The organism is Acinetobacter sp. B-6 (genome assembly GCF_056930735.1).
Window position 1 is genome coordinate 213,505 of record NZ_JBXPBY010000003.1, and the last position, 24,038, is coordinate 237,542.

Here is a 24,038-nt window from a genome sequence, read left to right on the forward strand (position 1 = left end):
TTACCTACTTTCAAGTTCATTAAGGCGTATATTAATGTCATTAAAGGGGGGGCAAAATGGAATTAATAGATACTTCAATCAGTTTTCTTTCAGGATTTTTAAATGGTCTTGCAGAAATCGATGGTGATATCAGAGAGAAAAATCTCAATATTTTTGATGTTGATAATGATCCGACATTGACTATAGAAGGCAACTTTTTTAAACACTATGATAATTATGTTGGATTAGATTTATCATACGAAAAAATTAAGTATTCTAAAATTGAAACATTAATTCAAGACTATTTATTAACTAAGCCACTAGGCATGACAATTGATACAGCAGATCGTAAAAAGTATCTCGCTTTTCGAATCATGGACTATCTTGAGTGGTGCTTTAGTGATGATGTTGTGGTAAGAGACCTGGATGTTTATTTTGCTAAACTGACACTTCTAAGTGGTGTAATTGTAAGATTTTTCATCATTCCTATTAACAATAAAGCGCTCTATTTTCTTATTGAGGAAAAAGTAACTTTAGAATAAATATATTTTTTAAATTAACCGCCGTAAGGCGGTTTGAGAACGGTAAAAAGCATAATAATCTTTTTTAATCAAGGTGATATGCGATTTTTAGCCCAAGAAGAGGTTGATCTTTTAAAATCATTTATCAAATAAAGGAAAAAAACGATGACTAATGAAATTGATGAAAACGATGAAAGTGTTACAGATGATGTTATACAAGTGTGTTATGCATTATTAACAGAATCAAAACTATTAAGTGCAATGAATTCTTTGTTAACATTGAAAAAAAATCAGTGGTTGAATATTTACGATGATTGGCTTGTACATGAATCAAAGTTATTTCATAGTAAATTAAAAGAAGTATTAATATCTTACTCAATTGAATTGGATGATTTAAAAAATGCTTACGTTTTACGAACTGAATTGCCTAAAAGTAAAGATCCTAATTATCAAATGATCTTCTTTTTGAATGAAGAGACACTAGAGCAAGGTTCAAGTATTTATAACTTCGGTTTTTTAAAAGCAGAAATAGATCGTTTAATTAATCCTTCGACCTAATCAAATCTTACCGCCGAAAGGCGGTTTTTTATTGGAATCGATTTATGAGCAATGAAAAATTTACATTCCCATGTGATTTAGATGGGAACTCAAGCAAACAAAACTTCAATACTTTGACTTCTAAATTTGGTGATGGCTATGAACAAAATATCTCAGTAGGTATCAACAATAGAAAGGGTGAGTGGGCATACAAACGCACATCAACAAAAGATGAGATTCTTCAAATCAAAGCTTTTTTTGATCGATATCAAGGTGCTGATTCATTTCTATGGAATTCTCCTTTAGATGGCGAAGTGAGAGTTAAAACAGATACAAGCTATTCACCTAGTCAAGTGGGTGGAATGATCTGGACAATCTCAACCACATTCACCCAAGTCTTTTATCCCTAAATCCACTTAACTTCATGCCCCATTCGTTGGGGCTTTTTATTTGAAGGAACATTAAAAATGTCAAAGCAACTTACACGAATTGAAGCAAGTTTTACTGCAGCACTCATGGCTAAAATTGATGCTTCTGCTTATGAATTTGGATCAAAAATAGATTACCTATCGATTGATTATAACAAGGCGACAGATGATGTATTAATCGGCTTAAAAAAGGATAAAGAGCCTGATTTAAGCCGTATCTCATTAAAAGAAGCACAATTTATCAGTTGGCTGATTCCCTATATTGTTTCTATGCAGAATCGTTCAGGGATTTCAATCCAATCCATCCAAGCTATTTATGATGATGAGGGTTTAAACCTCGATATTGTGGTGAATGACGATGCTAAACAGTGATTTTCAGAAGCTTTATGTAGACGGTTTAATTACTTTATTTGAATTAGATGCCAGCGCTTTAGGTGCTGGCATCTTACGTTTCCACGGACATATTTCATTCCAAGATTGGGAAAAGATTTATAGCTCGATTGGTTCTGATGGTCCGATGGTTACTGATACTGGTGATAAAAAAGTTTGGCATCGTAACATCATCTTTGATGGTCAAACATTTGAACCCATGGCACTGGAAGTCAGTGGTTTAGAAATGCGAAGTGATGGTAAGGCTTCCGCGCCTACTTTAAGTATGGCCAACAATATTAATGGTATTCAAGGTGCAGTCACTGCATATTGTTTACAGTTTGGAGATTTTGCCGGGGCAAAGCTTAAAGTCATCACCACCTTAGCCAAATATCTGGATGCAGAAAACTTTAGTACTGGGAATACAAGTGCGAACTCAAGTGAGAAACGTGAGCAGATTTGGTTCATTGAACAAAAGACTTCTGAAAATGCTCAGCAAGTAACCTTTGAACTTTCTAATCCAGTGGATTTTGAAGGGCTAAAGATTCCTACACGACAAATCTCAAATTACTGCAACTGGGAATATCGAAGTGAAGAATGTGGCTACATTGGTGCAGCAATGTTTACCGAAAAAGACGAATCGACAGACAATCCTGTTTTAGATCGATGTAACTATCGAACATCAGGTTGCCGTTGTCGTGAGAATGAACTTCATTTTGGTGGATTCCCTGCATCTTCAATGGTGTAAAGATGAAATTAAATAAAAAACTCAAAGCAGCGATTCTATCTCATGCTAAACAATGTTACCCCGCAGAATCTTGCGGGGTTATTGTTTCACGTGAGTACATTCCATGCCGTAATGTTGCTGAACACGGTCAATTTCAAATCCACCATGAAGATTTGGCGAATGCCGAAGATCAAGGTGAGATTCAAGCCTATGTACATTCACATCCAAATGCGACAGCACGTGCTTCTGATTTAGACTTATTACAAATTGAACTTCATGAAAAGCCATGGGTGATTTGTGCATATCCTGAAGTTGATTTTCAAGTCCATGAACCCTGTGGTTATAAAGCACCTCTGATTGGTCGTGACTATCATCATGGGTACCAAGACTGCTATTCAATTGTTCGTGATTTTTATTGTCGTGAGTTAAATATCAAACTTATTGATTTCGAGCGTTTGGATAATTGGTGGAGTGATAAAAATCATAAATCGCTTTATTTAGAAAACCTAGATGCAGCGGGATTTTATGAAGTCAGTCAACCGCAGTATGGCGATATGTTGGTGTGTAATGTTGGACGTACTGAGCACCCGAACCACGCAGTAATTTGGTTGGGCGATCATTGGCAATTCAAATCAGAAGAAAGCACTGCATGTTTTGGTGGACCATTAATCCTACATCATCCTTATGGTCGAAAGTCCGTGCGTGAAATCTTTGGGCAACAATGGCAAGAACGTGTTGTGAAAATAGTGAGGCACAAAGATGCTTAAAACGATCAGACTCTATGGCGTACTGGGAAAGAAATTTGGTAAGGAGTTTAAGCTTGCTGTTGAAAGTACCCGTGAAGCAGTCAAAGCCTTATCCGTTCAAGTACTAGGCTTTGAACAATTCATGCTGAATGCGCATGAACAAGGTTTGGCATTTGCCATTTTTCAAGATGATGAAAACATCAGTGAAGATCAGATCGATTTTGATACTGGTGCCAAAGTTATCAAGATTGTGCCAAAAGTTATGGGAGCTGGTGGTAATGGTGGTGTTTTACAGCTTGTGCTCGGTGCTGTGTTGATTGTTGCAGGCATATTTTCTTTTGGTGCTGGAACAGCATTGGGAACTGCAGTTATTGGTGCAGGCGCAGGAATGGTTGTAGGTGGAATTGCACAAATGCTTACTCCTAAAGCGGATGCACAAGATCAAAACCAAGACGGAAACAGGGCTAATAAAAGCTTTGGTGGAGCTGTGACCACAATTGCACAAGGTAATCCAGTTCCAATTCTGTATGATCAGCGCGAAGTCGGTGGATTCATTGTAAATGCGGGTCAGTTTGCAGTCGATACCTTTAGTTCTGCTGATGCTGGTTATACAGGTGGTGGCACCAGTGGTGGTAAGAAATAATTTTAAGAAGAATATAAGCGCGTAAAGCGCTTTTTTATTGCGTGGTGAAAAGTATGCTTGAAACAGTTAAAGGTGCAAAAGGTGGTAGTCAAAGCCAAAGACAACCTAAGGTTGCTAACGATACAACGGCATCTAAAACTTATGCACGTTTACAATATGGCATGAGTGAAGGGGAAGTTGAAGGTTTAGCCAATGGCTACAAGTCTATCTATTTAGATGACACACCTGTTGAAAACGACAGTGGTGCAAGAAACTTTCAAGATGTCACTCTAGATTTTCGATCAGGGACCAATGACCAAACTTATATGGAAGGCTTTGAAAGCATTGCATCTGAAACTGCGGTAGGTGTTGAACTTAAAAGCGATACGCCTTGGGTGAAAGGTGTGACTAATCTTACACTTGATGCTGTGATTGTACGTGTTAGATTCGGTGCTTTAAAACAACAAGATCCTAAAAATGGTGATGTCTCGGGGATTGTGATTGATTACACCATTGAAGTACAAACCGATGGCGGATCGTGGGAGTTAATGCTTGATACTCAGATGTCAGGTAAAACTTCAGCAAATTATGAACGTACCCATCGAATTGGGCTTCCAGAATCTAACAACAATTGGCTGATTCGCGTTACTCGTAAAACACCAAATTCAAGCTCAGAATATGTCAGCGATAAGATGTATATTCAAGCCATTACTGAGGTTGTCGATCTTAAGCTTGCTTATCCAAATACTGCCTTGATTGGTTTGCAATATGATGCTGAAACATTCTCGAATATTGCCAAAATTGCTGTTGATCTAAAGGGTGTAAAGATCAAGGTGCCTAGCAACTATGATCCTGTAAGCCGTACTTATATCGGAATTTGGGATGGTCTATTTAAGCGTGCATACAGCAATAATCCTGCTTGGATTTACTATGATTTATGTACCAATAAGCGATATGCACTGGGTAACCGTTTAACCGAGCAAATGATTGATAAATGGTCATTGTATCGCTTGGCTCAATATTGTGATCAGTTGGTACCAGATGGCAAAGGTGGGCAAGAGCCACGTTTCACTTGTAATGTATACATTCAAAGTGCTGAATCTGCTTTCGATATTTTAAGCAAACTTGCAGGTTTATTTCGTGCAATCAGTTATTGGGATGGTGCATCGATCGTATGTGAGGCTGATTTACCACAAGATACGATGTTCACCTATACATCCGCCAATATTATTGATGGTGCTATGGGGATTAATTACACAGGTACACGTGCTCGTGATCGGCATAATGCAGTTAAAGTTGCTTGGGATAATCCGCAAAATCGCTATAAGACGGAATATGTTTTTGTACGTGATGAAAAATCAATTGCAGAGGCGAGAACCGTTCGTTTATTAGAGCTAGAGGCATGGGGCTGTACATCAGAAGGTCAAGCACAACGTACTGGTCAATGGGCTTTAAAAACTGAACAACTTGAAACTCGAACTGTCACCTTTAAAGTGGGGTTGGATGGCTATATTCCATTACCTGGTAAAGTGATTGAACTTGCTGATGAGTTGTTGGCTGGTCGTGCAAATGGTGGGCGTATTTCATCAGTCAGTGCTGATTTAAAGCAAATCACCTTAGATCGTGATGATGTTGTATGCCGAGCTGGTGACCGTCTAGTTGTTAATGGTGAAGATGGCAAGGCACAGGCGAGAGTAGTGCAGTCAAAAAATGGCAGAGTCATTACTGTGGTATCAGCATTCGATTGTGTTGCAGCGCAGAACGTGTGGGTGATTGATGCACAAGATCTAGCGACGATGAAGTTTCGTGTCGTATCAATTTCTCAAGATGAACAGCACCAATTTACCATTACGGCAATTCAGCACAATGAGTCTAAGTTTGATGCCATTGATCATGGTGCGTATATAGATGATCGCCCAATTTCAATTATTAACCCTACAACTCAAGATCCTGTTGAATCAGTCAGCATTTCCAGTGAGCAAATGGTTCAACAAGGAATGTCTGTTGAAACTATGGTCATCAGCTGGCCACAAGCCAAAGGTGCAACCAAGTATCAAGTTGAATGGCGTAAAGATAATGGTACTTGGCTAAAGCTCCCTTTAACTGGAAATAACTCGGCAGAGATAGCCGGTATATACGCTGGTAAATATGAAGCACGAGTTATTGCGATAAGTGCTTTTGATATTTCATCTTTACCCACCTATTCAAATTTAACTGAATTAACAGGGAAGCAAGGTAAACCACCAAAAGTGGCGTTTATCCAGGCAACTGGCATTTTATTTGGTATGAAACTGGATTGGAGTTATCCAGCAAATGCTTTGGATACGGCTTATGTAGAGATCCAAGTCTCACCAGATAGTACATCCAACATTGCGACTCTAGGTTCTTTTGCATATCCAACCACAACCACAGCCATCCAAGGATTACAGCCTAATCTGACTCAATTCTATCGAGTACGTTTGATTGATCGAATTGGTAATATTGGAGACTGGTCTGACTGGACAAACGGTACAACCACATCTGATGCCAAAGATGTACTTGAATTACTTGATGGTCAGATTACCGATAGTCAGCTAAATCAAGATTTGATAAGTCGTATTGAAGTCGGTTCTGAAGCAAGAGATCTAGTTGTAGAAGTCAATAAAATTGCAACGGCTGCTCATTCTCAAGCACAGATATTAACAAATGCGCTTGCAACTGAAACAGCAGAACGTAGAGACGAGATCAAAGCGCTTAACGAAGGTTTAACTCAGGAAGTCACACGCAGTAAAGATGCTGATAGGTCACAGACTGAAACATTGGACAACTACAAAGCATCTATAGATGGAACGTTGTCAAATGTTCAAACTCGTGTAAACACGATTGCTACAGAGACTGAAGCAAACACTTCTAAGTTGATCTCTTTAGACTCGGTGATTGAAGGTAAAACTGATGCATCGGTGGTACAGAATCTAAAAAATGATGTATTGGTTATTGGTGATCAGGTTAATTCTCAAAGCAGTATTATTTCTGGTTTGCAAAATAGTCTTGAGGGTAAGGCTGATGCTTCTGCATTAACAGCACTTGACTCTAAAGTAGAGACCATCGATGGCAATGTTAAATCACAAGGTCAGGCGATTACAGCTCTTGAGAACTCGATTGCTGGCAAGGCTGATTCCTCTGCATTGAACTCGCTGAAGTCAACTGTGGAAGAACAGGGCAATACGATTACTTCACAAGGTCAGGCGATTACTAGTGTAAAAGCTAATCTTGATAATATTTCTGTAGGTGCTAAGAACTTGTTGGTAGATTCTGAGTTCTGGTCTGGTGGTGTCGCTCATGCAGAAAATATCGAGACTGGATACAGTGCTGATCTGAGAGTATTTACAATCAAAGCTCAATCACCTAACAATAATTGGGTTACAGGGTTTTTATGGGCACAGGCTTCTCAAGTTGATAATAGGTTGAATGCTGATGATGACTGTATTTTTTCTGTAGAGATGATGTATGAAGATGGAAGTTTCCCATACGCACCGCAGTTGTATTGGAAAGATTCTATGACGTACATGAATCTGACATTGGCTAAAGGTCAAGTGCAAAAAGTTGGCGTTTGGCAAAGGTACTACCATACACGTAAATACGTTAAAGGTGGGTTTGCTTTCCATTTCGGAGTAGGCCACATGGGTGGTACATATCACTTTCGAAGACCTGTTATAGAGAAAGGCAACATTCCATCTGATTGGAGCTTATCTGAACAAGATTTCGCTTCAGCAACAGCTGTAAACAAGTTGGATGCGACTACAACTAGGCATGACGATGAGATCAAAGCGAATGCTTCTGCTGTTACAGGACTTAAAAGTGCAATCGAGGGCAAGGCAGATGCCAATGCTCTTAATTCATTGAAGACCACTGTTGAGCAACAAGGCAATACAATTTCTTCTCAAGGGCAGGCTTTGACACAAGTAGAGGCTAAAGCAGATTTGGCATTAAATGGGAGAAAATTCCCATTAGACCTTTCAAGCCTTGATCCTAACTTGTATTACCCGGTCTTAATTCCTTTGATGGGTAATGGTATTGGGGAGTTGGCATTCGAGATGCCACTTGGAAAATTCGCTGCTCCTTGGTCAAGTCATGGCGGTGGTACTTTTGCTCTTTCATTACATTGGAAAGCAAGAGCATCTGGTTGGGGCGCACAAGATATTGAAAGACAAGTTGTAAATTTCAGTTATCTCTGGACACAGAGCAACCAATCACCAGCGATGTGGTTAGGGCAACTGACTCACTCAAGTCAGGAATATGTGCTGTTACGTGGTGGTACTTGGTATGAATTAACTTGTAATCAATATACGGGTACACCAAAGATTGTGATTCAAGGTCGATGGGAGGGAGATGAGTATATTGAGCCTCAAGGTTATGATGCCAGTATGGTTCCAGTTTCTATCAACAACAAGTTGAATGCGACAGCTACGGCAACCAATAATCTGGAAGCCACAGTGACTCAAATCAATGGAAAAGTTGAAGCAAACTCCCAAGCTATTACACAGGTCGGTACAACTGTTGGCAACGCATCAATTAATGTGCTCACAGATTCCAAGATTACCGCTGATAAACCTGCAGGACAAAACCCATACCCCTTTTGGAGCAGGGCGATGTCCAAAACTCTTGTATATGGTAAAACATACACATTAGTGTTTGAAGCTGAGTTTACAACAGGTGGCAGTGGTAGTTCATTTTCAGCTTATGTGCATGGTAATCAAAATCTTTGGAATACCAATTCTTCTTTTGGTAGACAGGTCATTGTAGTTAAGTTTGTCCAGACATCGTTTGATACAGGTACTGGTGGTGCAATTAACTTCTACATCACTGGTTGGCAACCTGACCAGAATAATTCCTTTGCAAAGGTTTATTGGGCTTGTTTGTATGAAGATGATGTGCCAAAACCTCCTCTACAATGGCAACCAAATGGTTTTGAGAACACAGCTCTGATTCAACAATCGTTGCAGTCTATTAACGGTATCAAAGCTCAATACACTGTGAAAACAGATGTGAATGGTTATGTTGCTGGTATTGGATTGATTAACGAGGGTTCTGGAAAGAGTCTGTTTATTATTCGTGCTGATCAGTTTGCAATTGCGGCACCAGCATCGGTAGGTAATGAAGCCAAGTATGCTTTTAATTACCAAGCAGGACCGGTGACATTACCGAATGGAACAGTGGTTCCAGCCGGGCTTTATCTTGATAACGCTAACATTGGTTATATTTCTGCGAGTAAGATTTATGCAGATAGTTTGAGTGCGATTAGTGCTGATCTGGGTACGATACAAGTTGGTAGTGCAAATATTGAGAACGGTGCAATTACGTCGCTAAAAATTCAAGATAATGCGGTTACAGTGCCGATCGGAGTTACTGGTCCTAACATTACTAAATCTGGTGCTGCATACATGCCGACTAGTAATGACTACGACACTCAGGTATCTGAATGGGAGGCTTACATTGGTGATTTAACGAGCATTACGCTTAATCGACAGGGAGGGAAAGTACGTGTAGATGCATCAGTATGTTTTTCGCAAAATCAGCCGAATGTATTTAGTGCATTTAATGGTAACCAAACATTGTCTGAGCAAGATCGTTATAGGCTTCGAATGGTTTTATCAGTATACAGAGGCATAACTCTTGTGGGGCGATCCCATTCACCGCCTGCACGTATTGATGGACAGCTTGGTATAACATTCGCAGGTACTGTACCTATGTGTGCTGTCATTGATGAATCGACAGTCACTGGGGATCAAACATATACATTGAAGTTTGGTTTTGCTGCTGATGGCATAAGTGGTAAGTTGCAGAAAAATATTTCAGCATCATTTACTTTAAGTCAGATCCGAATGTCTGTACTGGAACTGAGAAAGTAAAACTTGTAAAAAGCTTAAGGCACCCAATCAGGTGCTTTTTTATTGCCAAAAATTAGGGGGATTCATGCAGGAGCATGAGAAAAATTTTCTACTCATTCTTGTAGTAGGGCTGTGTATTGGATTTGCTAAGTTGCTTGTCTCTGATGAAAAACTGACGTGGCGTTTAGCGATAGGTCGAACGATTTTAGGAGGTGCAACATCAACAATCACTGGAGCAATTGTTTTACAGATTCCTGACATCAATCCTCTTGCATTGATTGCAATAGCATCGGCATTAGGGATTTTAGGAAGCACATTTATTGAGTCTTGGCTAAAACGTCAAGCAAACACGTGGAGTATCAAATGAAATTAATCGATAACTGGAAACAGTCATACAAACTTAAATCAGTACAGATCGGCGCATTAAGCGCCATTTTTTTTGCCTTAAGCTTATTCTCTGAGCACTTTTTAATGATTTGGAATCTGATTCCTCAGGAAATTAAAAACTCAATTCCTGAAAATTGGAAAGAATACGTCGGCGCTTTTGTTGGTGTTGCTATGATTTTAGCACGTTTGAAAAAACAGCCTGAGTTGCATGAACCACAGTTGAATTTAACAGGTGTCAATACACTGATATCGGCAGCAGTATCCACTACAAATGATTTAGCTTGGATGATTGAAGCCAAGAAGCATTTAGGCTTAAAAGAAAACACAAGCAAAACAGCTCATAACCCAACAATCCTAAAATGGCTAAAATCGCTTGGTGCTTGGTGGCAAGAAGATGAAACACCTTGGTGTGGTACTTTTGTGGCTTGGTGTCTGAAGACTGCAGGTATTGCATATCCAAAGCACTGGTACCGTGCATTAGATTATGTCAATTATGGCTCTAAACTATTAAAACCTGCTTATGGTTGCGTAGCGATTAAAACTCGTAGCGGTGGTGGTCATGTATGCTTTGTTGCTGGTCGAGATATCAAAACTGGTAAGCTGGTTTGTATTGGCGGCAATCAGTCAAATATGGTTTGTTATGCACTATATAATGAGTCAGATTTTCAGGAATTCCGCTGGTATGGTAAAACCAATAGACCAGCCGAGTCGCGGTATAAGTTGCCAGTGTTGAGTGGGGTAACTTCTACCAAAGTGAATGAAGCCTAAAGCATTATTTGCAAAATATTACTTTGGCCAAACCTCATACCTCACATGGCCAAAGTTCTAAAATTATATAATTCATTGTTTTTATGCTTATTCAAGTTTGCCTTTGTGATGGATTTATAAAGAATAAGGCTTAAATAGCTACAATTTTATTGTCAATATATCCAATAGGATAATGGCCTAAATAATATAACTCAGCAATAAACTCCCATTTTTGACCTAATTGTAAATATCTTTCAGTCATTAACTGTCTGAAACAGAAACAAATTGAATCTCGAGCTGCAAGACTAAAATCATGTGGAGGTATTATGAACAACTCCTTATTCATGTCTCTTGTTGCATTTAAAATTTTCTTATTAATACATTTTCTCAAGTTCAATAATTCTGAGGTATTCTTTTGTTTTTTGTAAAATGGGTCTTCTTGGGAAATACTTGATGGTAACCATCTAAGTTTGTTATATTTTCCCTGAAAGTCCTCGTCTGAATGACTTAAAAAAGCTTTACCTAAATTTTCTATTAAAATAACTCTATCATCATCGATATTGTTAATTCCCATTTTAGAAAAAAAATTAGTATTTTCAATTTTTCTTAAATCATCATTGATATCAAACATGAACTCACTCAAACTTTTATAAGGCTCTAAGGAAATTTTTAATCCTTTCTTGTATTCTAACCTTCCTAATGAGACTAGGCTACTATGTGGAATATTGTATTGATAAGTTGAAAAATCATGATTTTAAGGAATTTCCTCCCCGCGTTTTTATGATTCCTAAAGAAAGAGAGAAGTTAAGCTAAAGCACTATCAACTGATGGACACGCAGCTGATGCAGAAAGATTGAGTGAGGCGTGGCCCTCTAAGTGAGGGTAAATTTGCATAATCATCATTATGTTGTATACAAAATAAAATACTGATATAAAAGCATGAAAATTAAAAGCTATAGGCAAAATTCTAACTATGTATTTAATTCATATTTGGACAATTAATCCAGTTAAAGACGGTCAACAGTCTCTATCCGCCTATCAGATTCCAAAAAATTTTGCAGATATTTTAGTTTCAATTTCTGATGAAGAAACACTCCCACTTATTTCTGAACTTTCTTATGTAGACTACGATTTATTTAGTGACAGACAGCTAAATCAATTAATCAATGAGTTTAAGAGGCTAATCGAAATTTATCCAGTTTCCATAAATGAAATTTCAAAAATAATAAAATTTTTAGAAAAAGCTGTTGAGTGCAATGAAAAAATTCTCTTTGATCCCTTTAGGGAATCAACGTTAGGCTTAGATATTTTTTTTAAATCTACTTAAATTAGCATATGACAATTAGGATTATTGATACTCTTGCCAAATACAATGAATGTAGCGCTTTAAATGTTGCGAAGAATAAAGCCCTCTCAGTGAGGGTTTTCTTTAATTAAAACATTAAAAATAATTGAAGGTTAAGGATTACATATTTCAAAAACAGTTCTTAAAAGTTGCTTTATTAAGACATATGAAATTTTAATTATTAAAAAACAATTGGTAATTTTTAATAAATTATCAAAAAATTCATTATGAATTATATTGGTCAGTATAATTGATGGAAATAAATAATATTAAAAAGTAGAATTTACTAATGAGGTTTTTATTGCGTGTAAAAAATAATATTAGATTTTAGGGGGTAAAAAACATATAATTTTCAATGTGTAAGTTTAAAAACAATCCAATTCTATAAGTAAAATTAAAATAACTATAAAAGAAAACTTGATTATTGTTATTTTTCATATATAATTTACTTAACTAGAAAAAGTTATGTTTGGTAAATCTTCTCTAAGTACCGCAGTATTAGTCATAATCCTACGTTTTTTTCAGATTTTAAGCTCCATTCTTTATTATTTCGATGTTACCGATAGTCAATAAAATGACTAAAATTTTAAAATAAATAGGATTTATTATGTCTAATTCAAATATCATGAAAGGTACTGTTAAGTGGTTTAACGAAACTAAAGGTTTCGGTTTTATTCAACCAGAATCTGGTCCAGATGTTTTCGCTCATTTTAGTGAAATCTCTAGCTCAGGTTTCAAAACGCTATCTGAAGGTCAATCTGTTGAATTCAGTATTGCACAAGGTCAAAAAGGCCCAACTGCTGTAAATATTGTTGCTCTATAAGTAGTTAAAAGCAGTACTAAGTAAAAGCACTAATTAGTGCTTTTTATTTTCTCTTAAAAATTATTATTAGTAATTTTAAGATTGTCGATAATTTTAAATTTAGGATGTAAATTGTTAAAAATAAATGATTTAATTGCAAAATCTAAAAATGGTACAGAAATTCTTGTCTCCTTAATTCCTTTAAATAAAATACAAAGCACACGTGAAGGTTTTAAAATGGTTGAAGTTGGCAAAAGAGTTCTTCTTTCCTCTGGAATTGAAGTTGATTTAAATTTAGATGGACGTACCTTCTACACCTCTATAAATCAATTATTTAAATTAAATCATAGAGTTGTTTAAATAAAACACGATTATTTTTTGAATACTTAGGCAGATCAATTATTTCTACCATAATTTTATTAGGATATCGCTATGCATAAACAAAATATAAGTGTTAAAGATCAGTTTGGAATTAAATATCTCATTCAAGCAACGGTAGATAATTATTTTGCTAATACTCAATGTTTTTCTAATGTAAAATATATTACAGTTGAAGGTGAAGACATACGACCTAGCTTTGAAATGTTTTTTCAAAGTACATTAAGTGGTAAAATTTTTAAGATTGTTAAAATTTCTTAAAGATTATTAAATCTTTTCAGATGAATTTTTTAGTCATTATAGATATTTTCTTTAAGAAATAATCTAATATTAAGTCTGGTAACAGGCTTTTTTAATGGGTTGTTCATATGAGTACAAAAACTTTGAGTTTAAAGCTTTGAAGGGTATAAAGATTAGGTAATTAAATAAGGCTTTGTTTTTTTAATAGTTTTGGAATTTAAACTATTAAAAAAACAAAACAAGCGAAAGGAAAAATTTCTGAAATTTTAAACTCCAAGCCATTGAAATTTATCACTAATAATAAATTAATATAATTAAGCTGTATTAAATATTTAAAAGGTGTATATTGTATTTTGAATCTATAAGGCAGTATCTTTTGAATATATATCAATTAGTTCTACAGGATGCGGAATTTAAATTACATAAAATTGTTAAGAAAAAAGATATAATCTTCAATTCTTTTACAAAGGAGAAAAATGAATTTTCGGTTTGGATCTACTCAGAAACATCTGAGTTTTTTTTCATTGAGTTGTGGGATGAGCTTGAAACGGTCTCAATCAATCAAAAAATAAAATTTAAAGAATTTGTGTTTACAGTGATAAGTATCAACGATAATGATAAAATTTATTATTCTTAGATACAGCATAACATTGGTTGATAAAATAAAGTGTGAAAAATTCAAAATTAATTTTTTATATTCAATAACCTATGTAAACTAATTTCATTCAGAATCAATTTTTCTCAACTCATACTCCGAGTTAGATATTCAAAAAACATAGCCCTCTAAGTGAGGGCTTTATATGTCAAATCTTATTCAGAATAATCATTTATATCTATTTCTGGTTCGCCAGCTAATAACGAAACGAAATCTACAGTAGTCTCAGCAGTTAAAAGATATGGATTGAATTCATCTAGATGATTAGTCATAAAAAATTCTGTAATTTTCTTATTAACAGGTAAAAATTTCATACTCCATTGACTGAAAAAGTTAATATCACATTGAATATAATAAAGTATCTCACAATTTACATGGCGACTATCTTTTAAAATCTTATTGTAAAACAAGTTATCAATAACGGATTTTTTACCTTCTAAGCATTGAACAAAGTATCCATGACCATAGTATAAAACACCTTTAACTTCGTGCTTGTAATTGAAATCAATAGCCTCGTTAAGAATACTCATTAAGGTATTTTTTATGTTGGAATCTTGATTAACTAATTTACTTACATACAACAATCTTACAGATTCCATTAGGAAGCTCAGCTTAAGTGAAGGAATTTCTTTATACAGGTAATTTAAACTATTGTATATAACTAAAATTATTAAAAAAAATGCCTGTAGGATACAGGCAAATCTTGTATTTCTTTATTGTAATTGACCACTCTCTCCAATGGTCAAATTCAGTATATCCTGTTTAAATTTGATTAAAAACGCAGCGAAATGGTTGGGTTATATGCTAATCATTGTATTGCTACAATCATCTATCCTAATTGGGACATAATGCCTTTGTCAGAAGTGAGTGCTTTGAATGATACGAACACGAAAGTCATGATCATACCCCCTAAATTGTTATCTTTAAAGTCAATCTTTAAATTCTCAGATTGTAAAACATAAAAAGTAATTACAATTAAAACCTATTGATGGAAAATCAGTAATATACTGATAATTAGATGAAAAAAATGCCAATCAAAATGATTGGCATTTCTGAAATAGCAAATTACCTAAGTTGAAACCTATAATGTTTGCCATTCATTTCTTGCTTCTTCCGAATTTTTATTCAAAATGACATTACCGTCTTTAACTTCACTTACCCAACTTAATGGAATTAAGTGATGCTCATTATGTTCATCATCACTACGAGTCAATTTGATTGAATCTTGTCCTTCAAGATGATCAACTTTTCCGATCTCTGTACCACATGAAGCAATCACTGAAGCATGTTCTTTAATATCATTTGCATTAACGTTAGTCATAATGTTTGCCTGTTTATTGTTTAAGTTGAGATGTCAGTCTATGAGACAAATAAAATTAATGATGTAATTATTTTCAATGTTTTAAGTTGTATTAGGTTAAGAATGTAAGATTAAAAGATTTTTTAATTTGTAAGAATTAAATAAGTGTTAATATGAATTTGTATATTGAAATTGTTTTTAATGTGAATTTGGTCTCGATAAACATTTTTTCTTAAATAATTTTTCTGCTTTATTTGTGATGTAGATCAAATTTAAATGTTTTAATGATAATTAAATTATTACTCAATTTTTGAGTAATTTATATCTAATTGTTAGTAATTAACACTTTAAGTACATGTTTTATTGTGATTTGTGTTTGATTGATGAAGAATGATGTTTAAATTTGTTGTATTGTAATTTTATATTATTTATGAAATTTTTAGATAATTGTCGTCAATCAATGGATATAAGGGTTTTAAAAATTTTTAATTTTTAATAGAACTATTATTTTAAACAAACCTATCTAAAGAATATAACAAATATTAATATTTATAATAAATATTTACTCTACGATTGTCTTCGTTGAATGATTAGTTGGATTTAAAAACTTTAACAAAATAGAGGATTAAATATGTCAAATTCTAATATTGATAATGAAGTTGTTCAGAATATGACTAAAGAGCAACGTAAGCAATTAAATGCCGATCCTATTTCTGGTGAACCAGGTGCACACCCGGTTGGTACTGGTGTAGGAGCAACAGGTGGTGCGGTTAGTGGAGCTGCTATTGGAGCTGTTGGTGGACCAGTAGGTGCTGCAGTCGGTGGAGTAGTAGGCGCAGTTGTTGGAGGATTAGCTGGAAAAAGCATTTCTGAAGCTGTAAATCCAACAGATGAAGACGTTTATTGGCGCGAAACCTATAACACTCGACCTTACTACAAAGATACTATTAACTTATATGATGATGTTGACTACGATCGTGATTATCGTGATGCATATCAATTAGGGTACATCTCTAGAAGCAATTACCCTTATGAAACAAAGTTTGAAGAAGTCGAAGCAGATTTAAAACTTCAATGGGAAAAAACCAAAAGAGAGTCTCGTTTGAAATGGGAAGAAGCAAAACATGCGGTTAAAGATGCTTGGGATAGAGTAACTCGATAACCATGAACAAAAATAGCCCTATAAGGGCTATTTTTGCTAATAAATTTAAGTAAATTTTTTAATGCTACTTAACTTTAATTAATCCGTTTTTTGTAAAATAGTTTTTTGAAAGCATATCTCGACTCATAGACCACTTACGATCTTTAAAATAGCATGGACCAACTGAAATTTTGGTTTTGCCAAACTTTGTTTGTATTTCTTCATAAGCTTTCATTAAGCTTTCATTCGTAATTCTAGTTTGATGATCTGAAAGAAGGTCGGGGATATGATTTGATTTCAGAATTAACTCTGAATAAAAAACACCACATTTCTTATACTTGATGCCAGGCTTATAAATTTTCTCTAATAACAAGTAAGCGACTTCAACCAGATCTAAAACACAATCAGTAGGTTCTGAAAATTTGTATGTTTGAGCTTTGCTGTAATACGGCACAGAAGCATCAAAAGGATTAGATTGAACAAAAGCTGTGATCACACCACATAATAATTTTTCCTTTCTCAATCGACCTACTGCATCTTGAACATATTTCGACATTGCTTCTTTCAAGTCCTGCAGCTCTGTAATTTTGACGCCAAATGATCTGCTTGCAACAATCTGTTGTTTAGGCTTGGGTTGATCATCAATTTGCATACATGAGATGCCTTGAAGCTCCAGTACAGTTCTTTGCATGCAGACAGTGAACATTTTCCCCATAACTGGCGGATTAGCTTTCGATAGATCTAAAACAGTTTTAATCCCCATATCATTTAATTTCTTATTTTGCTTTCTACCCACACCCCAAACTTCGCCCACATCAACCAGTGACCAAAAATAGTCACGGTGCCTTGGGTTCATAGTTGCAAGATCACACACTCCATCAAAGCGTTTACCTTTCTTAGCCATATGGTTGCCGATTTTAGCCTCAGTTTTACTGCGGCCAATTCCAATTGAGACTGGTAAGCCAATCCATTCCTGAATGCGAGAGCGCATTCCCTGGCAATACTCCACAAGATCATAGTTATGTTTAAAGCTTGTAAGATCTAGAAAGCATTCATCTATGCTATAAATTTCTTGTTCGTGTGGAGCCACATAACTTGCAAGTATCGAATGAAATCGGCGTGACATTTCCGCATATATTGCATAGTTGCTCGAAAGTACTTGAACATGATTTTTCTGTACAACATCTTTAATCTGGAATAAAGGAACCCCCATCTTAATTCCCATTTGCTTGGCTTCATTGCTTCGGGCAACTGCACACCCATCGTTATTAGATAAAACTATGACTGGGACATTGTTTAACTTTGGATTAAAGAAACGTTCACACGAGACATAGCAATTATTGATATCAATAAGTGCAAATATCTTTTCTTCATGTTTCATTTGAAGTTCTTAATAACTTTGGTGACAACACCCCAAATTACCAATTCTTGTTCTGATCGAGGAAGTATTGGCTGATACTCAATGTTTTCAGGTTTGAGCCAAACGGCTGGTAAATCTTTAAAATCATATTGCTTCTGAAAAATATCAAACAATTCATGATGTGACATTTGTTGTGTAATCATCAATCTTTTAACAGTAAATTCATTATCAATGAATGCAACGACAACATCATAATGTTGAGAGCGAATGCTTCTATCAACAATTAAGTAATCGTTAACTTCAATTCCCACATCTTTCATTGAAAGAGACTCAACCTGGACAATAAAAGTTGCATCTTTGTTTGAGATCAATAGATCATTCATATCGACAGTTTTATCAATATAATCTTCGGCTGGGGAGGGGAAACCGGCAGCAATTTTGTTTAAAACTAAGGGGATTGAAGCATTAGTTATTGCTTGAAATGATGAGATTTTTGATATGTCAGGAATATGCTGAGATTTTAAAGAATGCTCTCTAATATCAATGATTTTAGAACCTTTCAAGTGGTCTAGATTTACATTCTTTAGACTCATAAGTCTTGCTTTTGATGAGCTGACATCTAGGTTAATGTTCATAAATTACACCACTTGAATATGTTACGTAATCAAGATTTTAAAATGTAATAAATGAAATTTCAAATTTAAATGCTGTGGATAATCAATACTAAATTAGAAGAGGTCATTTTGTTTGACTGATTCAGATGAATGGTCACGTGAAAATGTTACATATTCGTCTGTAAGCTCAAAGAAATATTCGTGAGCATGTTCATTGTCGGCATTGAGCCAGTCTTTGCGATATTTTTCTGGGATGACAATGATTGAACGCTTCTCATCTGTCGGAGCGTGAAATTGCTTCATGAATTGGTGATGATCTGCATTGATCGTAAGCATCGAAAACGATCTGACTTTTGAGTCTTTGATTATGGCATCGTCATAGATTGCTGCGACAGTAAAAGGTTGATCATCTTCACGTTTGATTGTGTACCAATGAGCTTTTCCGTCTATATATTTTGGCTCATAAAATTCTTGAACAGGGACCAAGCAAAATTTACTGTACTTCCATGCGTGTCTGAAACTCGGTTTTTCAGCGACAGTTTCAGTTCTTGCGTTATAAGTATAAGAACTGAATTTAAAATCTTTAGCCCAAGCAGGCAAAAGCCCAAACTTACCGAAATCCAAATCAAAATCTTTCATGATAATTGGTGCATGATACCCTGGGTAAACATGCGGTTTTAATTCCAAATCTAACGGACCAACCTCGACATCAAGTCGGGTGAGGGCACTTCGTTTGGGAATTTCATAATTAGAGCACATTTTTTATTCTCGATATGAAAAACGGAATGCTATGTATAAATACAATATCTCTTATATCTATAGAATTCACTGGGCATTTGTTTAATTTGCAAAATATTACTTTGGTCAAACTTTATATCAAGTTTTACTAAACTTATTAAAAATTAATAAATTTTTGTTTTTATTGGTTTTTTTATTTAACCTAAAGGGCGAACTATTACAAAAATAAAAGTATTGGTCTAGGGCTATTTATCCAATAATAAGGTATTTTTTGTAAAAGTGGATGAAATGTGGATTTTATATTTCCAACCATAACTGAACTGCAACACACACTATATTTGTAAGGCGGTAAGATTAAATTAATGATCATGTAGGTTAATAAGTTAAGGATATTTAAGTTGGTTTTAGTTTTTCTGGCTAGTGGATAAATTAATGAACGCACCAAATAAACACCGAAATTATGCAAGTAATTGATTTTTAAAAGGAGTATCTATACAATGATTTTAGTGACTGGTGGTTTAGGCTTTATAGGCTCGCATGTGGTTTTAAGTTTGCTAGCTCAAAGGCAAGAGGTCGTCATTGTTGATAATCTAGCCAATGCAAATCTGCAGTGTTTAGAGCGTTTAGAATTTATTACAGGAATGTATATCCCATTTTTCAAAATTGATATTCGTAATACTCCTGCGCTAAATAAAGTATTTGAACAATATTCAATAGATACCGTTGTACATTGTGCAGGGTTCAAATCCATTGAAGAATCTAATCTGAAACCTCTTGAATATTATAATGACAATGTCAGTTGTATTATGAGTTTATTGCGAGCAATGCAACGCACAGGGGTTAGAAGTCTGGTTCATCTTTCTAGCCTTATGGTTTATGCACAATCGAGTTTAGATTTAAACGAAGAAATTGCTTTTAATTATTCTTATCCGAATCCTTATATTAAATCTCAACAGATGATTGAAGAAATCATCAAGGACACCTTTAGAACGGATCAGGAATGGAAAATTGCAACGCTTAGGGTATCCAACGTGGTTGGTGCTTTTGAACATGGTGTATTGGGGGAGTTTGTTACTCCACTACCAAAAAATATTGTGCCATTAGCATTGCAGGTCGCTGCACAACAGCGAGATTTGATTGAAGTTCACCGTCACGCCAATACCCAAGATAAAACCACTGAGCGTAGTTTTGTACATGTACTTGATGTTTGTGATGCGATCCAGTCCAGTATCTATTGGCTACAAGAGCAGAGCAATGTCTGTGAAAGTTTTGATATTTCAGGGACTGTAAGTTCGATTCAAGATTTAATCAATACGATCGAGGATGTAACTGCACAGCAAATTCATCAAATTGATGCGGTTTACCAAATACATGAACTTGATCAAGTGGCTTCGAATAGCCATAAAGCGTTAGATGTTTTAAAGTGGGAGGCAAAACGCTCACTTAAACAAATGATTCAAGATGAATGGCGTTTTTACCAAAATACCTTGAATAATTGTTGATGTGTAGAAAATGCATAGTTGTAAATAATTATCATTTACATTGGTTGCCTATTTGTTTAGCATAGGATTTCGCTGGGGTAATGGCTTGTATTCATTACATAAAGATGATCACATTATAAGCTGTCACTTGAAAATTAAATTCGGACGATTAAGAGGTTGAAAATGCAGACACGTATTGAGCACGACACAATGGGTGAAGTTGAAGTTCCTAGTGAGGCGATGTGGGGAGCGCAAACTCAACGCAGTGTAGAAAACTTTAAGATCGGCACCGAACATATGCCTCGTCCTATGATTAAAGCAATGGGACTTGTTAAAAAAGCCGCAGCGATTACCAATGCGAGCCTCAATCAAATTCCGCAAGAATTATCCCAATATATCGTAGAAGCAGCTGACGAAGTGATTGCTGGAAATTGGGATAGTCAATTTCCTTTAGTGGTTTGGCAAACGGGTTCTGGTACACAAAGCAATATGAACTGTAATGAGGTGATTGCCAATATTGCCAATCAAAAACTCGGTAATCCTTTAGGTTCACAAAAACCTGTTCATCCTAACGATCATGTCAATCGTGCTCAATCTACCAATGATTCATTTCCAACAGCGATCCATGTGGCTGCTGCATTACAAATCAATGAATTACTCATTCCAGCAGTCAAACGTTTACGTGACACATTGCATCGTAAATCTGAAGAATTTAATGATATTGTCAAAATCGGTCGTACACACTTACAAGATGCTACACCACTGACACTTGGGCAGGAGTTCAGTGGTTATGTGTCGCAAATGGATCATGGACTAAAGCGCTTACAGCAAGCTTTGATTTGGCTATATGAGTTGCCGTTAGGTGGTACAGCCGTAGGAACAGGTTTAAATGCTCATCCTGACTATGCCGAAAAAGCTGCTGAAGAATTAGCTAAATTAACTGGTCTTCCATTTATTACTAACCCTAATAAGTTTGAAGCACTTGCAGGGCGTGATGCAGCTGTATTCGCGTCAGGCGCATTAAAAACTTTAGCTGCGAGTCTTAATAAAATTGCCAATGATATCCGCTGGTTGGCGAGTGGTCCTCGTTGTGGTTTAGGTGAGCTGCGTATTCCTGAAAATGAACCAGGCTCAAGTATCATGCCAGGCAAAGTGAATCCTACGCAGTGTGAAGCAATGACGATGGTGGTTGCACAAGTGATGGGGAATGATACAACGATCAATTTTGCAGGTGCGGCAGGTAATTTTGAGTTAAATGTGTATATGCCTGTTATTGCATATAATCTTGTTCAATCTGTGCAGTTGCTTGGTGATGCTTGTAATAGTTTTGATGAGCATTGTGCAGTAGGCATTGAACCAAATCGTGAAAAAATTGATTATTTTTTACATAACTCGTTGATGCTGGTGACTGCACTGAATCCTGTAATTGGTTATGAAAATGCAGCAAAAGTAGCGAAAACTGCTTATAAAGAAGATAAAACCTTAAAAGAAGTCGCTGTAGAGCTAGGCTTTGTCACTCCAGAACAATTTGACGAAGTGGTTCAACCTGAAAAAATGGTACATCCAAACGTTAAGTAGCTGAAAAATTTAAAAAAGGGCTAAAAATTTTTAGCCCTTTTTTATACAATAAATATCAATGTTGAATAGCGTATGACTATGTTGAGTTAGTCGTTTAGAAATTTAAAAACAATGCTTATCCGCTTAACCTCGCCATGTAGAGAGCATATAGACAATAATTGCGATTAAAAATAATGCAACTATAAATAAAATATATTTCGGAATACGACGCTTTTCTTGTGCTTTCTCAATTCTTTCTTCAGTTGGAGAATGATTGTTATCGATTGACATATTCATTAACCTCAAATTAATTAAGTGCTTATTTTTTATCATGAAGCATTATTCTATTTGTTGTGTGAAAAAATGTAGTTGAAGCGTGAGGCACGTAAGTATATGAAACTTTACGTAGCAAGTTAAATTTAAAGAAAATTTTGAGAAATCCTACGCCGTACATCTATAGAGCTTGTAAAAGTCCTTAAATATTTTATACTTATAATTTATATGATAATGAGATGTATTCTTAATTATGTTTGATAAAATGTTTAAAGGAAAAAGTTTCGATAATTTTTTAAGATTAAGCTTTTTTATGTTTATGGTTTTAACTTTTTTATCTCTAGGTCAAAGTATTTATGACAGGGTAACGGGTGAAGCAGAACAAATTGTTTTAAAACCTGCTTTAACCTTTATGTTTTTTGCTTTTTTTGCCAAATATCAATATGCCTTCCAATATTGGGCAAAGCGTCTTGAACGAATTAATGAAGAGGAAAGACAGCGGCAACTTCGAATAGATCAAGAGAAAACAATTTAAGTTCAGTCTGAAAAACCACCTCTATGATTAAAAATCATGTGGTGGTTCTGTCACAAAGGAGGCTTATGCAACAAACTCGTTGACATGATATTCAGGTTCACAAGCCAAAATAGATATAAATTTTTCTGTTGTTTCGTCAGTGAGTAAGTAAGGATTGAACGCTTCTAAATGATACTGCATAAAAAATTCTGAAATCTTTTTATTGATTGGGGAAAATTTCATCGTCCATTGTGAAAATAAGCATGTCTGATTTTCTGCATAATATAAGATTTCACAATTGATATGCCGTTCATCTTTGACAATTCGATTATAAAATAAATCATCAATGATGTTTTTATTTCCCTCTAAACATTGGACGAAATATCCATGTCCATAATAGAGCACACCAGTAACTCCATTACGATAATTAAAATCAATTGCTTCGTCTAAGATATTGATTAAATTTTGCTTTAAACCTGAATCTACTCTAGCAATTTTACTAACATATAAAAGTCGAACAGACTCCATCTTTGATTCTCTTTTTAAGGAGGGAGCTTTGATTGTTACATAAAACACGCTTAATCATATATTTTTATGTAAATATCAAGGAATTTTCAGATGAAATTAATGTTAATTTTCTTGTAAATGGAAAAAATAGACCTGCTTCCTGCAGGTCAGTATCCACTTTCTTTATTGTCGTGTTGACCACT

General features: G+C 35.3%; 26 protein-coding genes. 18 read left to right on the top strand and 8 right to left on the bottom strand.

Going from position 1 to position 24,038, the window contains the following annotated elements:
* The first annotated feature begins 56 nt into the window (after positions 1-56).
* The 10 genes from AC1Z3T_RS05445 to AC1Z3T_RS05490 all read left to right on the top strand — a co-directional run bounded on the left by AC1Z3T_RS05445 (position 57) and on the right by AC1Z3T_RS05490 (position 10,951).
* A complete protein-coding gene (locus AC1Z3T_RS05445; protein ID WP_346782364.1) occupies positions 57-521 on the top strand; it encodes a hypothetical protein in 465 nt (154 codons plus the stop codon).
* A 144-nt stretch (positions 522-665) separates the two neighbouring features.
* The gene (locus AC1Z3T_RS05450) at positions 666-1,058 is read left to right on the top strand and encodes a hypothetical protein (protein ID WP_266125875.1); all 393 of its coding nucleotides are present in this window, start codon (positions 666-668) and stop codon (positions 1,056-1,058) included.
* A gap of 44 nt (positions 1,059-1,102) precedes the next feature.
* Positions 1,103-1,447: a phage tail protein gene (locus tag AC1Z3T_RS05455; protein ID WP_151752445.1), complete on the top strand. Its 345-nt coding sequence runs from the start codon at positions 1,103-1,105 to the stop codon at positions 1,445-1,447.
* A gap of 57 nt (positions 1,448-1,504) precedes the next feature.
* Positions 1,505-1,837: a hypothetical protein gene (locus AC1Z3T_RS05460; RefSeq protein WP_483396516.1), complete on the top strand. Its 333-nt coding sequence runs from the start codon at positions 1,505-1,507 to the stop codon at positions 1,835-1,837.
* A complete protein-coding gene (locus AC1Z3T_RS05465; protein ID WP_004831598.1) occupies positions 1,824-2,582 on the top strand; it encodes a phage minor tail protein L in 759 nt (252 codons plus the stop codon). The genes AC1Z3T_RS05460 and AC1Z3T_RS05465 overlap by 14 nt, the downstream gene beginning before the upstream one ends.
* Positions 2,583-2,584: 2 nt before the next feature.
* Entirely contained in the window at positions 2,585-3,328 is a 744-nt protein-coding gene (locus tag AC1Z3T_RS05470) for a C40 family peptidase (protein WP_483396517.1), read from the top strand.
* Positions 3,321-3,950 carry a tail assembly protein gene (locus AC1Z3T_RS05475; protein WP_483396518.1) on the top strand — a complete coding sequence of 210 codons (630 nt, stop codon included), beginning with the start codon at positions 3,321-3,323 and terminating at the stop codon, positions 3,948-3,950. Before AC1Z3T_RS05470 ends, AC1Z3T_RS05475 begins: the two co-directional genes overlap by 8 nt.
* Positions 3,951-4,003: 53 nt before the next feature.
* Positions 4,004-9,817 (top strand): TipJ family phage tail tip protein, encoded by a 5,814-nt coding sequence (locus AC1Z3T_RS05480; RefSeq protein WP_483396519.1) that lies wholly within the window; start codon positions 4,004-4,006, stop codon positions 9,815-9,817.
* A gap of 64 nt (positions 9,818-9,881) precedes the next feature.
* Entirely contained in the window at positions 9,882-10,163 is a 282-nt protein-coding gene (locus AC1Z3T_RS05485) for a phage holin family protein (protein ID WP_483396520.1), read from the top strand.
* The gene (locus AC1Z3T_RS05490; protein ID WP_151712951.1) at positions 10,160-10,951 is read left to right on the top strand and encodes an NlpC/P60 family protein; all 792 of its coding nucleotides are present in this window, start codon (positions 10,160-10,162) and stop codon (positions 10,949-10,951) included. The genes AC1Z3T_RS05485 and AC1Z3T_RS05490 overlap by 4 nt, the downstream gene beginning before the upstream one ends.
* A gap of 130 nt (positions 10,952-11,081) precedes the next feature.
* On the opposite strand, the gene AC1Z3T_RS05495 is transcribed toward AC1Z3T_RS05490, so the two are convergent.
* The gene (locus tag AC1Z3T_RS05495) at positions 11,082-11,561 is read right to left on the bottom strand and encodes a hypothetical protein (protein ID WP_005028955.1); all 480 of its coding nucleotides are present in this window, start codon (positions 11,559-11,561) and stop codon (positions 11,082-11,084) included.
* Positions 11,562-11,912: 351 nt separating this feature from the next.
* Here AC1Z3T_RS05495 and AC1Z3T_RS05500 point away from each other — a divergent pair, with 351 nt between their 5' ends.
* From AC1Z3T_RS05500 to AC1Z3T_RS05515, 4 genes are all read left to right on the top strand, one after another.
* Positions 11,913-12,257: a hypothetical protein gene (locus AC1Z3T_RS05500; RefSeq protein ID WP_094195030.1), complete on the top strand. Its 345-nt coding sequence runs from the start codon at positions 11,913-11,915 to the stop codon at positions 12,255-12,257.
* Positions 12,258-12,882: 625 nt separating this feature from the next.
* Positions 12,883-13,098, top strand: a complete 216-nt coding sequence (locus AC1Z3T_RS05505) for a cold-shock protein (protein ID WP_005028951.1) — start codon at positions 12,883-12,885, stop codon at positions 13,096-13,098.
* Between the two features lie 111 nt (positions 13,099-13,209).
* On the top strand, positions 13,210-13,437 hold the full coding sequence (locus tag AC1Z3T_RS05510; protein WP_005028949.1) for a hypothetical protein: 228 nt from the start codon (positions 13,210-13,212) through the stop codon (positions 13,435-13,437).
* A gap of 72 nt (positions 13,438-13,509) precedes the next feature.
* A complete protein-coding gene (locus tag AC1Z3T_RS05515; RefSeq protein ID WP_005028947.1) occupies positions 13,510-13,716 on the top strand; it encodes a hypothetical protein in 207 nt (68 codons plus the stop codon).
* Positions 13,717-14,505: 789 nt separating this feature from the next.
* On the opposite strand, the gene AC1Z3T_RS05520 is transcribed toward AC1Z3T_RS05515, so the two are convergent.
* Both AC1Z3T_RS05520 and AC1Z3T_RS05525 read right to left on the bottom strand, forming a co-directional pair.
* Positions 14,506-14,949 carry a BLUF domain-containing protein gene (locus AC1Z3T_RS05520; RefSeq protein ID WP_151959528.1) on the bottom strand — a complete coding sequence of 148 codons (444 nt, stop codon included), beginning with the start codon at positions 14,947-14,949 and terminating at the stop codon, positions 14,506-14,508.
* 482 nt (positions 14,950-15,431) lie between these two features.
* Positions 15,432-15,671 (bottom strand): DUF2171 domain-containing protein, encoded by a 240-nt coding sequence (locus tag AC1Z3T_RS05525; RefSeq protein WP_058972104.1) that lies wholly within the window; start codon positions 15,669-15,671, stop codon positions 15,432-15,434.
* Positions 15,672-16,281: 610 nt separating this feature from the next.
* On the opposite strand from AC1Z3T_RS05525, the gene AC1Z3T_RS05530 reads away from it, so the two are divergent.
* Positions 16,282-16,812: a hypothetical protein gene (locus AC1Z3T_RS05530; protein ID WP_058972105.1), complete on the top strand. Its 531-nt coding sequence runs from the start codon at positions 16,282-16,284 to the stop codon at positions 16,810-16,812.
* A 64-nt stretch (positions 16,813-16,876) separates the two neighbouring features.
* Here AC1Z3T_RS05530 and AC1Z3T_RS05535 read toward each other — a convergent pair whose 3' ends face one another.
* From AC1Z3T_RS05535 to AC1Z3T_RS05545, 3 genes are all read right to left on the bottom strand, one after another.
* A complete protein-coding gene (locus AC1Z3T_RS05535) occupies positions 16,877-18,172 on the bottom strand; it encodes a Y-family DNA polymerase (protein WP_221260316.1) in 1,296 nt (431 codons plus the stop codon).
* A complete protein-coding gene (locus tag AC1Z3T_RS05540) occupies positions 18,169-18,786 on the bottom strand; it encodes a LexA family protein (RefSeq protein WP_009585322.1) in 618 nt (205 codons plus the stop codon). Before AC1Z3T_RS05540 ends, AC1Z3T_RS05535 begins: the two co-directional genes overlap by 4 nt.
* Positions 18,787-18,879: 93 nt before the next feature.
* On the bottom strand, positions 18,880-19,524 hold the full coding sequence (locus AC1Z3T_RS05545) for an SOS response-associated peptidase (RefSeq protein ID WP_058972107.1): 645 nt from the start codon (positions 19,522-19,524) through the stop codon (positions 18,880-18,882).
* Positions 19,525-20,000: 476 nt separating this feature from the next.
* Between AC1Z3T_RS05545 and AC1Z3T_RS05550 the strand changes: the two genes are divergently transcribed.
* Together AC1Z3T_RS05550 and fumC are read left to right on the top strand one after the other, a co-directional pair.
* Entirely contained in the window at positions 20,001-21,005 is a 1,005-nt protein-coding gene (locus AC1Z3T_RS05550) for an NAD-dependent epimerase/dehydratase family protein (protein ID WP_483396521.1), read from the top strand.
* A 162-nt stretch (positions 21,006-21,167) separates the two neighbouring features.
* A complete protein-coding gene (gene fumC / locus AC1Z3T_RS05555; RefSeq protein ID WP_483396522.1) occupies positions 21,168-22,562 on the top strand; it encodes a class II fumarate hydratase in 1,395 nt (464 codons plus the stop codon).
* A 123-nt stretch (positions 22,563-22,685) separates the two neighbouring features.
* Here fumC and AC1Z3T_RS05560 read toward each other — a convergent pair whose 3' ends face one another.
* Entirely contained in the window at positions 22,686-22,832 is a 147-nt protein-coding gene (locus AC1Z3T_RS05560; protein WP_004830864.1) for a hypothetical protein, read from the bottom strand.
* 235 nt (positions 22,833-23,067) lie between these two features.
* On the opposite strand from AC1Z3T_RS05560, the gene AC1Z3T_RS05565 reads away from it, so the two are divergent.
* Positions 23,068-23,349, top strand: coding sequence for a hypothetical protein (locus tag AC1Z3T_RS05565; RefSeq protein ID WP_004830863.1), 282 nt, complete (start codon positions 23,068-23,070; stop codon positions 23,347-23,349).
* A 63-nt stretch (positions 23,350-23,412) separates the two neighbouring features.
* Here AC1Z3T_RS05565 and AC1Z3T_RS05570 read toward each other — a convergent pair whose 3' ends face one another.
* Entirely contained in the window at positions 23,413-23,856 is a 444-nt protein-coding gene (locus AC1Z3T_RS05570; protein ID WP_004830862.1) for a BLUF domain-containing protein, read from the bottom strand.
* Positions 23,857-24,038 lie beyond the last annotated feature (182 nt).